This is a genomic window from Streptomyces sp. NPDC058371 (assembly GCF_042723265.1).
Taxonomy (GTDB): domain Bacteria; phylum Actinomycetota; class Actinomycetes; order Streptomycetales; family Streptomycetaceae; genus Streptomyces.
In genome coordinates this window covers 1,537,255-1,549,685 of the sequence record NZ_JBHXJC010000001.1, presented here as the reverse complement: position 1 = coordinate 1,549,685, position 12,431 = coordinate 1,537,255, and the positions used below count along the sequence as shown (strand labels likewise).

The following is a 12,431-nucleotide window of genomic DNA, read 5'->3' as shown; positions in this document are numbered from 1 at the left end:
CTAACTTTCATTGACATGTCTGAGGACCTGTCAACATCTGTACTGACTCCCACGTTGCTGCGCGACGCGATGTCGCAATTCGCAACCGGCATCGTCGTGCTCACCGTCGGAGGCCAATACATCCATGGCATGACCGCAAACGCGTTCAGCTCAGTGTCACTCGAACCACCGCTGGTGTTGTGTTGCGTGGATCGAAATGCGGTGATGCACGAGGCGCTGTCCTCGGCGCAGCGGTTCGCTGTGTCCATCATGGGAGCCGACCAGGAGGACATCGCCCGGTACTTCGCTGACAAGAACCGTCCACAGGGCGCCGCCCAGTTCGACCCCGTCGATTGGCTGCCGGGGCCGCACACTCAGGCACCACTGCTTTCGAACGCGCTGGCATGGCTGGAATGTGAGCTACATGAGTCGCACAGCTCTGGTGACCATTCGATTTTCATCGGCTCGGTACTGAACTGCATGCGCGGCCGCAATCAGCGCGGGCTGCTGTTCTTCGACAGTGGATACCACCAGGTTGCGCCGATCGGTGCCGCCGGGCCTGACGTTCCCATGCGCTGACAAGCGTGTTGGGATTCTCCGGGATCAGCACGGTCGGACCATCCGATTGCTGATGCGCAGCTTCCACCGGGGCGGCAGCTTCCACCGGGCCGGCATAGTCGGCCTCAGCGAAGCGACGCCGGCCCTTGCGACGTCGTGGAACCCGGTGCGGCATCAACCGGCTGAACCCACCAGGCCGTTCGATCGCGCGCTGGGCGGGCACCTGCGGGGAGAACCCACGACGACACGGCGCTCACCGTGCACACGGACAAGGTCAGGTTGACCTCGAGGGCGGAGTCGTCCGGGTACCCAAAACCGGGCGGCACCAGTGAGTGCGAGCATCGGCTTCCAGGCGAGCAGTTCGAAGGTGATCTGATGGTCTCCAACCAGATCTGGTTCTGTACGGCGTCGTGCAGGGGGACGTTGCGCGGGCCGGTGGCACGGGCAGCGCGGATGCCATCGGCGGCGGTGTTGGAGCCGACGTTGCCGGGCCGTGGCACGCCCGCGATCGGTTCCCCGGACCTGCCGCGGCCGTGGTCGACGAAGCGCATCAGCGGGTGAGGGCCGTAGGTCTTCCTCCAGACGCCGGCGGCGTCCTCCATGTCGGAGTACGCGATGACGCGCACTCCGGCAAGGTCCACAACGGCCTGGCCACCAGGGCACGACGCTGCCTCACTGGCCAACCGCCCAGACCGTTCGGGTACTGCGGCCCGGGCCCAGCGCCAACGCCTCAGGGCGTCAGGCCGTCAGGGCCGCGAACAGCTCCCAAGCCAGACCGGTCCTGCTGACCATAGCCACCAGCAACACGGCCCCGGCCCGGCAGACCACCGAGCGACCGCCGCCCTCGGCGCGGGCACGGAGACGGGGCCCGATACGCGTCCTCAGCAGGGGAGTGCTTCTTTCCTCGCAGCCAACAGAGCCCTCAGCAAGCCCTACGTTGCAGCCATGAGTACGTTCCGCGTCTTTGATCTGCTTTCAGGCAGGCCACCTTGCGAAAGCAGAGGCCGGACTTTCATGATGATCTCTAACCGCGCGCGATGGCCGCGTCCATCAGACTGAGCGGTGGGGCGCCGAGGTCGAACAGTGCCCGGTGGAAGCGCTGCAGGGAAAACTGGGACCCCCACTCACGCTGTGCCCGCTCCCGCAGGTCCATGATGGCGAGCTTGCCCAACGCGTACCGGCCGTAGGTGGGGTCGAACAGTGCCCGCCCCGCCTCGGCTTCGGCCCCCTTGCCCACAATGTGGGTGTCCTGGGCGAACCGCCGTGCGGCCTCGTCGAGCGTCATCGACCCGCTGTGAATGCCGAGCGCACAGGTCAACCTGGTGACACGGACCAGAGCCTCAAGACACATGCCGATCGCGAACCGGGGGTCGTCCGAGAGGAAGCCCTCCTCCACGCACATTTCCTCGGCGTAGTGAGCCCAGCCTTCGACGAAGCTCTCACTCCGCAGGATCCGCCGGATGTCGCTGCCGAGCCGCAGCATTGCCCGACCGTGCGAGAAGTGGCCGGGAGCGACCTCATGTGCGGTGATGGACGGCAACGTGGTGGCGCTGAAGATCTCCAGCCATTCGTCGATGTCCTTCGGGTCCCAGTCCGGGTCCGGCGGAGATACGTGGAAGACGGACGGACCTTCTGGCTCGCCGGGAGCACTCAGCGAGATGAACGCCATGCCCCAGCGGCGCGACTCGGGTGCAACGCGCACGACGCATCGACCGTCGTGGTAGGGCACCAGGTCCTTCAGCCGAGTGAACTCGATCAGCCTTTCCGCCCACTGGCCTGCCGAGTCCACGACGCCGTTGCTCTTGGGATGGTCCCGGACCAGTTCGCGGCAGACGTCGAACGGGGTGCGCTCCGGGTCGATCCGGCCGGTCGCCTCCGCGAGGACGGTCAGCAGCCGATCGCGTTCCTGGCGCGCCTGTTCCGCCAGCAGGCCGAGGTCGACCTCGAGACCGTCCGCACTGCCCATCAACCGGGCGAACGGTCCGCCGCCGAGGACGGCGCTGTCGATCCCCTCGTCCCGTTCCGCCACTTCGCCCAGATGCGCCACGAGTCGGGTGTGGGCCGCGCGAGCGGCGTCCGCGGCTCTCCCGCCGTCAGCGGGAAGGCCCTGGGCAAGGCCTTTCACCGAACCCAGTAGACGCCCTGCAACGGGTGGGGCCACCATGTCGAGACTGTCGACGGCGTTCTCGATGGCCTCTGGCCATCGCTCGACATGCCGTGTCCTGGCTTCCATGCGCCGTTCTTCGGACGCATATTCCCGGTCGTAGCAGGCAAGGTCCAGCGCGGCCAAGTGGATTACGGGGTTGCGGCGGTGCATCTCCAATTCGCCGTACAGGACTCTGAACTGGTCCTCGAACACCGCCAGATGGGCCTCGTCATGAGGATCGTCCACCGGCTCGCCGACGCCGAGTCGCGCCACCGCGGCGGCCACGCCCGCGCGTGAGTAGTCAGGGACGAGACCGTCGTACTCATGCCGACCCCCGTACTGTCTGGCCGACGGCATGTCGAGGTCGCAGATCGCCCTCAGCCGGGGCGGCAGAACTCGGTCCATGGCTGGTACTGCCATCCTCTCGGTCGGTCGATGAACTGAAAGCCGATGTCCAGGCCTGCCCGACCATGTTCGCGTCATGGGTACCCGTGCGGCGTCAGCCAAGGAGCTTGCCGTGTGCCTGCAGCACGCTCTGGAGACCAGCAGCGCCCCGAACGTCCGGCGCGGACCGGGCCCACTCGGCGACCGTGGCGAGGTCCGTGCCGACCAGCGTGTCAGGCCGCAGGATCGGGAGCGCACCCTCGTAGACGAGGCCGGCGCCACCGTCCACGGTCACCAGCCGGCCGTTCAACGCGGTCACGGTGTCGACCCCGCAGCCGACCACGCACGGAACCGCCAGTTCCCGGCACACCACGGCCGCATGTGACGTGCTGCCACCCGCTTCGGTGATCACCGCGCGCGCGACCGACATGGCGGACACATCGCCGGGGTCGGTCGTCGCACGCGCCAGCACCACCCCGGCTCCGTCTGCGGCCTGTTGCTCCACAGTGTCCGCGTCGGCCCCGACCACTCCCACGCCGACACCGGGGCAGGCCGGCTTGCCCCGTGCCAGGACTTTCGCGGCCTTCACGTGCCCAGGGTCGATGACAGGGCGCAGCAGCGCCGCGACCTGCGTCGCCGTCAGCCGACCTACTGCCTCTTCCCGGCTGATCAAGCCCTCCTGAGCCATGGCGACCGCATGGCGGACCGCCGCCTCCGGAGCACGCTTGGCGACCCGGGTCTGCAGCAACCACAAGGTGCCCGATTCGACGGTGAACTCGATGTCCTGCACGTCTCGACCGTCCTGTTCCAGGACACGAGCCCAGCCCAGAAGTTCCTCGTGGACCTCGGGCATCTTGGCGCCCAACTCGGCGAGTGGCCGGGCGTCGGCCCGGCCGGACACGACGTCTTCCCCTTGGCCCCGGCCCAGCCATTCGCCGTAGACGTCCGCACCCCCGGTCAGCGGATTGCGGCTGAACACGACGCCGGTTCCCGACCGGTCGTCCTTGTTGCCGAACACCATCGCCTGCACGGTCACGGCCGTGCCACCTCGGTCATCGAGTCCCTGGTCGGCGCGGTACGCGACTGCCCTCGGCGACATCCACGATGCCAGCACCGACGTGATCGCCAACCGCAGCTGTTCCCACGGATCGGCGGGCGCCCGTTCACCGACCACATGCGCGAACTGCTCGGTGAACCTGCGACGGGTGTCGGCGGCGTGCGCGCCAAGCTGTTGTTCGACCTGCGGGGTCAGACCGACGTTGAGGACGGTGTCCATCATTCCGGGCATGCTCGCTGACGCTCCGGAGCGCACCGACACGAGCAGCGGTCGAGGGCCGTGGCCGAACGTCCGCCCCGTTGCCCGTTCCAGCTCCCGGACGAGTCCAGGCAGCTGTTCCCAGACGTCCGTCGGCACCCGCCGGACATTCGCGTAGAACCGCCGGCACAGCTCGGTCGTCAGCACGAAGGCGGGCGGCACCGGCGCGCCAAGAGCCAGCATCCGCTCGATACCGGCTGCCTTGCCGCCGAGCACTTCACGGTCGCCGCCGGTCCGCCCGTTCAACCGCAAGCCGACCTCGATCACTCCGCTCGCCCCGCGGCGGCCTCGTCCGCTCGTGCCAGGCCCGCCAACCCGAGCAGGTCCTCGTGCAGCTCGAACCAGACGGTGTGGTAGCTGTCGGCCAACGGGCTGGCCAGCCAGGTGTGTTCGCCGGCCTGGACCTTCGCCAGCGCACCGGCGAGCCGGTGCGGGTACGGCGCGAGCCGGGGCGCGAGGCCGATGACCCCGGCCAGCGTGGCCGCGGACGCGGCGTGCACGTCGGCCAGGCGGCCGATGACCTCGGCGTCGTAGTCCGGGTCGTTGTGGTCGTTGGGCGTGCCTGCGTCGATCAACTGCCACTGGGTGATGACCTGTTTGACGACGGCGTTGTGCTCGACGAACCGGTCGTAGAAGGCCGCGAGCGCCGTTTGGTTCACGCTGTCCCGCTCCTCGGCGACCTGACGCGCCAGCAGGTCGCGTCCAGCCGAAGTCAGTTGATAGCGCCCTCGTGTCTCGGCGCACAGTCCGGCATCGACCAGAGCGCGCAGCGGCTGCCGCAACGCCCCCTCGGGAACGCCGATCGCCGCGGCTGTCTCCGGCTCCGTGGGTCGCCCTTTGAGGCGGATCGCTTGCAGCACCCGCAATTCCTCGGACACGGTTGGTCCCTCTCCCCGCTGCGGCCCCAACGGGGGCCCACCCAGCACCGACGGCGCGTTCGCACTGATGCAGGCGATGGGTGGACTCCCTGAGGTCGGCTCAGCGTTGTACCAGTAAACGCGCCTCTTCCGTGAGGCCGACCGTCGCAATTGTCTGCGACTGGATATTAATTCAGCGGTCGCACATGAGTTTCTCCTTTACGATAGGAATTACATCGACAGCATTTCCTGCGCCGATAAATAAAAGGCTAACAGGCACTTAGATAAGCGGCAAGGAGTTGAGCGACTTCCAACCGCTTGATTTTCCCAATTCCAGTCTTGGCAACGTCTTCTTTCCTTACAGAACAGACACGACTCACCCCAATTCCGAATCGGTTCGCAACATGTTCGACGACGCGCCAATTATTCAAGTCCGAGGTGGTACCCGAACGAGGATGAAAAGCAACCGCGAGCGAACCACCGGAGACTCCGGCACAGGCGACCGTGAAGGACGGTTCGACAAAGGGGAGTTCCTCGACCGCGGACTCTATTTCGTGGCCGTAATAGGCGACGCCGTCGATCTCGATGACGTCATCGGCGCGGCCTGTGACCGTCAGCCCGCCGGCCGAGACAAATCCCAGGTCTCCGGTCTTGAACCAGCCGTCGACGCTGAAGGACTGTTGGTTCTGCCTGTCGTTGTCGTAGTACCCGGGTGTCACCGGCGCTCCGGTGACCTGGACGCGGCCGATCACCCCTGCCTTCACCGGCCATCCGTCGTCGTCGACGACCCGCACCGACACCCCTGGGTGAGGCCGGCCCACGCAGACGAACCGGTCCTCGTCGGTGCTGTCCTCGGCCGGGAGCACGCAGTCGACCACGCCGGAGGACGTCTCCGACATGCCCCATCCCGGGTGCATCGCCGAGGGCGGAAGCCCGAAGGGGGCGAGCAGGCTCAGGAACCGCCGCGCCACCTTGGGTTTCACCGCCTCGCCGCCGTTCATGACGTAGACGAGCGTGCTGAGATCCCAGCTCCGCGAGGCGATCCGGTCGGCCTGGTCGGCCACCAGGCCGAACGCGAAGTTGGGCGCCCAGGTCGTGTCGCACCGGTACTCGTTGATCGCGTCGAGCCAGCGCAGCGGATCTTCGAGCACCCAGGGGATTCTCGCGTGCACTTGGTGGCAGCCGAGGAAGACGTCCCGCACATGGAACATGATCAGACCGCCCACGTGATCCAGCGGCATCCAGTTGAAGGTCCTGTTGCGCCGGGACAGTCCCCGGACGAGGGCGGTGGCGTGGGCCCTGCTCAGGATGTTGCGCTGAGTCAGCGTGACGGCCTTGGGCACACCAGTGCTGCCCGAGGTGAGCAGCAGCACCGCCGGATCATCGAGGCCGACGGCGTGGAAGTCGTGTGCGGTGGACTCGGAGCGCATCCCGTCGACCGTGCCCAGCCACCGCGGCACTCCGACGCCTTCCGGGGAGATCACCCACGGTTCGTCGAGGATTCCGCAGACGCCGGCCACCAACCCGGCAGCAGACAGCGGGCTGCCCACGGGCGGGTCCGCAGTCAGTGGAACCGGGACGAACCCGCCGAGCTGACACGCCCAGAACGCCGCCAGCAGGTCGAGTTGGTCACTGATCTGCAGGACCACCCGGTCCCCCGGCCGAACACCCCGGTCCCGGGCTCCTCGCAGAATCCGTGCCGCGTCGAGCAGCAGATCCGCGTAGGACCGCACGCTGGGGGCCGAAGAACCGTTCAGGCAGACGATCTCGCCTGCGTCGGTCATCCGTGCGGCGCGTACCAGCGCCTCGGCCAGGTTGCGCACCGGAAGGTCCGGTAGCGGGTCACCGTGGAGCACGGCGAGGTCGTCGGCCATCAGTGCACGATCCCGAGCGCCAGCGGGAACTGCGGCTTGCCACCGAGCAGGAACGCGCCCGCGGACTGCACGATCTGGTCCTGCGCCATGACGTGCTGGCACATGGTCTCCATGTCCCGCAGCCAGCGGTCCATCGGGGACGGCCGGTAGATCGAGGTGGTGGCGAGCAGGTCATAGAGCCGCCGCACGATCGTGCGAGCCGCGCGCATCGCCGCCAGCCTGGTGAGCATGGTCGCGATCCGCTCGTCCGGGGTGAAGTCGTCAAGCGTCGCACCGGCTGCCATGCGGTCCCACCGGTCCTCAAGGCTTCCGTACACCGCGCGCCGAACAGCCGCGAACTGCATCTCGCACTCACCGATCGCGAACTGGACCCGGTAGTCCTCCGTCCACGGCCGGCCGGTCACCCGGTCCACCTTCGAGCGCACCTCGTCCCGCACATGGTCGAGCGCTGCGCGCGCCGCACCGAGCCCTACCGCGGGCATCTTCCGCATGAGGGCGTCCGGTGCGGCGAGCGGCCCGGTTCTGGTGGGCTCGCCGAGGCTGAACGTACGCTCTTCGGGAACGAAGACATCGGTGATCGTGTAGTCCAGACTGCCGCTGCCTGCAAGGCCCGTGGGGTGCCAGCCGTCGATCAGCTCGACCTCGTCGGGCCGCACCATCACCACCCGCCAGTACGGCTTGCCGCTCGCGGTGCGCTCCCGCTCGCCACCGGCGTGAACGAACGCTCCTGCCGACACCCAGTCGGCGTGCGCGATCCCGCTCGCGAAGCTCCATCGGCCGGTCACCCGGTAGCCGCCCGGGACCCGGTCGGCCCGGCCGACCGGTGGCAGCATGCCCGCCGCGATCACGTCCAGGCTCGGGAACATCTCCCGGATCACGGGGTCCGTCAGCGCGTACAGACCGGCGTCCATCCCGATCATCGCGCACCAGCCCGCGGACGTGTCGCCGTAGGAAAGGGCCTCGATCACCTCGATCTGTTCCATGGAGGTGAGCCCGGGGCCACCGAGTTCCTTCGGGAATCCCATCCGGAACACGCCCGTTCCCCGCAACAGCTCCACGACGTCCGCAGGCAGACGCCGGTCGTCCTCGATCTCCACGGAGCGCGCCCGCAACTTCGGGACCACCGCTTTCGACGCGGCGAGGATCTCCTGTGCCGTGTTGGGCGTTTCCAGTGCTGTCATTCGCTGGGACCTTTCCGCTCGGCCGCCGCAACCGGCTCGGCGCGGCTGAGGATCTCGACTGTCCCGGCGTTGCCGTCGACCCGGACACGGTCGCCCGTGAAGAGTGCGGTGGTCCCGTCCCCGGTGCCGATGACGCACGGCACACCGACTTCGCGGGCGACCACCGCGGCGTGGCTGAGCGGGCCGCCGACATCGACTACAAGGGCGGAGGACAGGAACAGGACCGACGCCCAACTCGGGTCGGTCGTGCCACACACCAGTACCTCGCCCGGTTCGACGTCGGCGAACTCGGGGTCGCGCAGCACGCGGACGGTGCCCTCGACCCGCCCCCCGCTGGCCCCGATCCCGCGCACCGTCGTGCGGTCGGTGCGCGCAGGCCGGGACACTCGGGCCTCCACTGGTGCCGGATTTCCCTGCCAGTGCGTGGGAAGCGTGAGGGCGTGGAACGTTTCGTGCTGCGCGCGCCGTTCAGCGGCGACCGCCGCCGCCACGGTGGGCGGCGTGCGGGTGAGCTCGTCCGCGGTGAAGTAGAAGACGTCCTCGGGGTCGTCCAGTACCCCTTGTTCCGCAAGGTGGACGCCCATCCGCCGGGCCGCGCCGCGCGCCACGTCCAGGGCCTGCAGGAAAGCCGCCTTCGCGACGCCACGCAGCGGGATTCTGGACACCACCAGCTTGAGCACGATCCGCGCGACCGGGCGCTCGACGGGCGGCAGCGAGGCGATGAGCAGGCGTTCGGCCTCCTGCCGTGCGCGAGTTCGCCGCACGGCGCCGTCCGCCGGATTCGCGTGCGCGTCGAGGGACGCGTACTGCTCGGCCAGCCGGAGGACCGGAGCCGGGTCCTCTCGCCAGACCGTGCTCGACACCTCACCCTCGTTGGGGCCGTGATAGCCGTGGTCGGCCAGGAATCGAGCCAGGGTGATCTCCTGCCGGCCCAGTGCCCACAGGTCGTGGATCATGTCCGTCTCGGCGTGCGCGCCCTGACCGCCCACCAGGGCGTTGACCTGCTCCGCCGTCAGACCGGCCTTGTCGATCAACGTGTTCAGGCGGTCGAACACCGGCTGAACACCGACGAACAGACCGGCCGCCTGGACGCGGAGCATCTCGGTGAACGTGGTCCTCGCATCGGTCAACGCGTCCCGGCAGCCGGCCAGGTCGAGCGTGTCGAGCCGGGGCGTCCACCCCTGCCACCAGCCCTTGACCGGCATGGCGCGCCTGAGCACGTCGCTGCGGATCGTGGCCTGTGTGTAAGGCATCTTCACCGCGACGATCGGCAGGCGCCGGCTTCTGCTGCGTGCCGGAATGCCCTCGGGCAGCTCACCGAGGAACTGGCGGGCGATCGCGTCCGGTGCGCTGCCGGGCAAGTTGGCACCCATCCGGCAGAAAAAGTTCACGTTCAGCGCGCCACGACCGTAGAACACCGAGATGAGGCGGTCCTCGACCCGGTCGGGAACCCTCACCTCGGCACGCGGCAAGGCGCCGACGCGCGCGTAGCAGTCGCGGATGCCGACCTCCACCCCCGGGCCGCACAACGACCAGGCCAGGGGCGTGACGACACCGGGAAAGGCCTCGCCGACATTGGTCGTGCTCCAGTACGTATCCGGGCCGGACCGGGAATGCAACGGGCCCTGGAGAGGATCGGCGAGGGTGGTCATGTGGCCTTCCGGAAAAGAGGGTGGTTACGTGCGGGTGATCCGTCTAATCGAGAATCCCGAGAACCAGGGGATTCTGCGGCTTGCCGCCGAGCAGGAAGGCACCCGCGGACTGCACGATCTGGTCCTGTGCCATGAAGTGCTGGCACATCGTTTCCAGGTCGCGAAGCCCGCGGTCCATCGGCGACGGCCGGTAGACCGACGCGGTGGCCAGCAGGTCGTAGAGCCGCCGTACGATCGCGCGGGAGCCACGAAAGGCGCCCTGCCTCGCCAACATCGTGTCGACCCGCTCGTCGTCGCTCAGGTCCTCTTGCCTCGCCCCGGCCGCCAAGCGGTTCCAGCGGTGCTCAAGACTCCGGTACACGGCGTGCCGGATGGCCAGGAAGTCCATCTCGCATTCGCCGAGGGCGAACTGGACGCGAGGATCCTCCGCCCACGGCCGACCGGTCATCCGGTCCACCTTGGTACGCGCGAGATCCCGTACGTGGTCCAGCGCCGCCCGCGTCGCGCCCAGCGGCACACCCGGCATCTTGCGCATCTGCAGGTCCGGCGTCGACAGCGGCCCGGACCGGCTGCGCGGGGCCCGGAAGCTGAAGGAGCGCTCCTCGGGCACGAACACGTCGTCAGCGGTGTAGTCCATGCTGCTGGTGCCGGCCAGGCCGGTCGTACGCCAGTTGTCGATCAGCTCCACCTCACCGGGCCGCACCATCATGACCTGCCAGTCCGGAGTGCCACTGGCGGTGCGTTCCGGTTCGCCGCCGCTGTAGGTGTGCGCGCCGGCGAACACCCAGTCGGCGTGGGTGATGCCGCTGCCGAATTTCCAGTGCCCGGTCAGCCGGTAGCCGCCGGGGACCCGTTCCGCCCGTCCGGCCGGGGCCAGCATGCCGGCCGTGCTCATGTCCAGGGTCGGGAACATCTCCCGAACCGCGGACTCCGACAGGTAGTTGGCGAACAACCCGCCGTCCATGCCGACCATGGCGCACCACCCGACCGAGGTGTCCCCGTAGGACAGTTCCTCCAGCACTCGGGTCTGCTCGGCCGAGGTCAGCGCGGGCCCGCCGAACTCCGCGGCGAAACCCATCCGGAACACGCCCGTGCCGCGGACCAGTTCCACCACGTCCTCGGGCAGTCGCCGAAGCCGCTCGATCTCCGCGGAACGCGCCCTGAGTTCAGGCACGATCGCCCGGACCGCGGACAGGATGCCTTCGGCCGTGCACGGCACGGATTCTGCTGCGTGATCCGCTGTATGAGACGTGGCCATGAAGTGCGTCCCGGCTATTCCGTGATGCCCACGGCGAACGGGAACCGCGGCTTGCCCCCGAGCAGGTACGCGCCGGCCGACTGCACGATGACGTCCTGCGCCATCACGTGCTGGCACATCGTGTTCAGGTCCCGCAGCCAACGGTCCATCGGCGACGGCTTGTAGATCGACGTAGTAGCCAGCAGGTCGTACAGCCGGCGGACGATGTCCAGAGCGCCGCGGAACGCCTTGACCGCCAACAGCACCGTCTCGACCCGCTCTTCCGCGGTGAGGTCCGTGTAGGCGATGCCGGACTCAAGCCGGCTCCACTTGTGCTCGATGCTGCCGTACACGGCGTGCCGCATGGTCAGGAAGTCCATTTCGCACTCGCCGAGGGCGAACTGGATCCGGTAGTCGTCCGCCCACGCCTGGCCGGTCATCCGGTTCACCTTGGTGCGGGCCATCTCCCGTACGTAGTCCAGCGCCGCCCGTGCCGCGCCCAGCGGCACGCCCGGCATCTTGCGCATCAGCGCGTCCGGCGCGGCCAGCGGACCGGTCCGGCTCAGCGGCTTGCCGAAGGAGAAGGTGTGCTCCTCGGGCACGAACACATCGTCCATCTCGTAGTCGATGCTGCCGCTGCCGGCCAAGCCGGTCGCGTGCCAGGTGTCGATCATCTTGACCTCACCGGGACGTACCAGCAGCACGCGCCAGTTGGGGTTCCCGTGCTCGTTCACGTCCTGCTCACCGTTGGTACAGGTGAACGCACCGGCGGACACCCAGTCGGCGTGCGTGATGCCGCTGCCCAGGTTCCAGTGACCGCTGAGCCGGTAGCCACCGGGAACCCGCTCCGCGCGGCCGTTCGGGTTGATCAGGCCTCCGGTGACCATGTCCGGGGTGGGGAACATCTCGCGGACCGCCGACGGCGACAGGTAGGCGGAGTAGAGGCCGCTGTCCATGCCGATCATGCCGCACCAGCCGGCCGACGTGTCCCCGTAGGACAGAGCCTCGAGCACCCTGGTCTGTTCGACAGAGGTGAGATCGGGTCCGCCCTGCTCCTTGGCGAAACCCATTCGGAACACACCCGCGCCGCGTATCAGTTCCACCACATCGGCGGGCAGCCGCCGGTTCTGCTCTATTTCCACCGACCGGTCTCGCAACTCGGGAGCGATTGCGCGCACGGCGGCGAGGATGTCTTCGGCGGTATTGGGCACGGTGGTGGCGGGCTGGGATTCGAGGATTGTCATCGCT

Annotated in this window: 9 protein-coding genes and 1 pseudogene; 1 reads left to right on the top strand and 9 read right to left on the bottom strand. The window is 68.2% G+C overall.

Annotated features, from left to right (window positions below; genetic code table 11):
• The first annotated feature begins 15 nt into the window (after nucleotides 1–15).
• The gene (locus tag ACFWM2_RS06790; protein WP_383273725.1) at nucleotides 16–558 is read left to right on the top strand and encodes a flavin reductase family protein; all 543 of its coding nucleotides are present in this window, start codon (nucleotides 16–18) and stop codon (nucleotides 556–558) included.
• 264 nt (nucleotides 559–822) lie between these two features.
• Here the strand turns inward: ACFWM2_RS06790 and ACFWM2_RS06785 are convergent.
• The 9 genes and pseudogenes from ACFWM2_RS06785 to ACFWM2_RS06745 all read right to left on the bottom strand — a co-directional run.
• Nucleotides 823–1,274: pseudogene (locus ACFWM2_RS06785) on the bottom strand (hypothetical protein); the annotation flags it as partial.
• A gap of 287 nt (nucleotides 1,275–1,561) precedes the next feature.
• Complete coding sequence (locus ACFWM2_RS06780; RefSeq protein WP_383273723.1) at nucleotides 1,562–2,968, bottom strand: DUF885 family protein; 1,407 nt, start codon at nucleotides 2,966–2,968, stop codon at nucleotides 1,562–1,564.
• Between the two features lie 214 nt (nucleotides 2,969–3,182).
• Nucleotides 3,183–4,649: a pyruvate, phosphate dikinase gene (locus tag ACFWM2_RS06775; protein WP_383273721.1), complete on the bottom strand. Its 1,467-nt coding sequence runs from the start codon at nucleotides 4,647–4,649 to the stop codon at nucleotides 3,183–3,185.
• Nucleotides 4,646–5,260 carry a hypothetical protein gene (locus ACFWM2_RS06770; RefSeq protein WP_383273719.1) on the bottom strand — a complete coding sequence of 205 codons (615 nt, stop codon included), beginning with the start codon at nucleotides 5,258–5,260 and terminating at the stop codon, nucleotides 4,646–4,648. The genes ACFWM2_RS06775 and ACFWM2_RS06770 overlap by 4 nt, the downstream gene beginning before the upstream one ends.
• Before the next feature lie 248 nt (nucleotides 5,261–5,508).
• On the bottom strand, nucleotides 5,509–7,113 hold the full coding sequence (locus tag ACFWM2_RS06765; protein ID WP_383273717.1) for an AMP-binding protein: 1,605 nt from the start codon (nucleotides 7,111–7,113) through the stop codon (nucleotides 5,509–5,511).
• Nucleotides 7,113–8,294 (bottom strand): acyl-CoA dehydrogenase family protein, encoded by a 1,182-nt coding sequence (locus tag ACFWM2_RS06760; RefSeq protein WP_383273715.1) that lies wholly within the window; start codon nucleotides 8,292–8,294, stop codon nucleotides 7,113–7,115. Before ACFWM2_RS06760 ends, ACFWM2_RS06765 begins: the two co-directional genes overlap by 1 nt.
• Nucleotides 8,291–9,946: a PEP-utilizing enzyme gene (locus tag ACFWM2_RS06755; RefSeq protein ID WP_383273713.1), complete on the bottom strand. Its 1,656-nt coding sequence runs from the start codon at nucleotides 9,944–9,946 to the stop codon at nucleotides 8,291–8,293. Before ACFWM2_RS06755 ends, ACFWM2_RS06760 begins: the two co-directional genes overlap by 4 nt.
• A 43-nt stretch (nucleotides 9,947–9,989) precedes the next feature.
• Complete coding sequence (locus tag ACFWM2_RS06750; protein ID WP_383273711.1) at nucleotides 9,990–11,204, bottom strand: acyl-CoA dehydrogenase family protein; 1,215 nt, start codon at nucleotides 11,202–11,204, stop codon at nucleotides 9,990–9,992.
• 14 nt (nucleotides 11,205–11,218) lie between these two features.
• Nucleotides 11,219–12,427: an acyl-CoA dehydrogenase family protein gene (locus tag ACFWM2_RS06745; RefSeq protein WP_383273709.1), complete on the bottom strand. Its 1,209-nt coding sequence runs from the start codon at nucleotides 12,425–12,427 to the stop codon at nucleotides 11,219–11,221.
• Nucleotides 12,428–12,431: the final 4 nt, after the last annotated feature.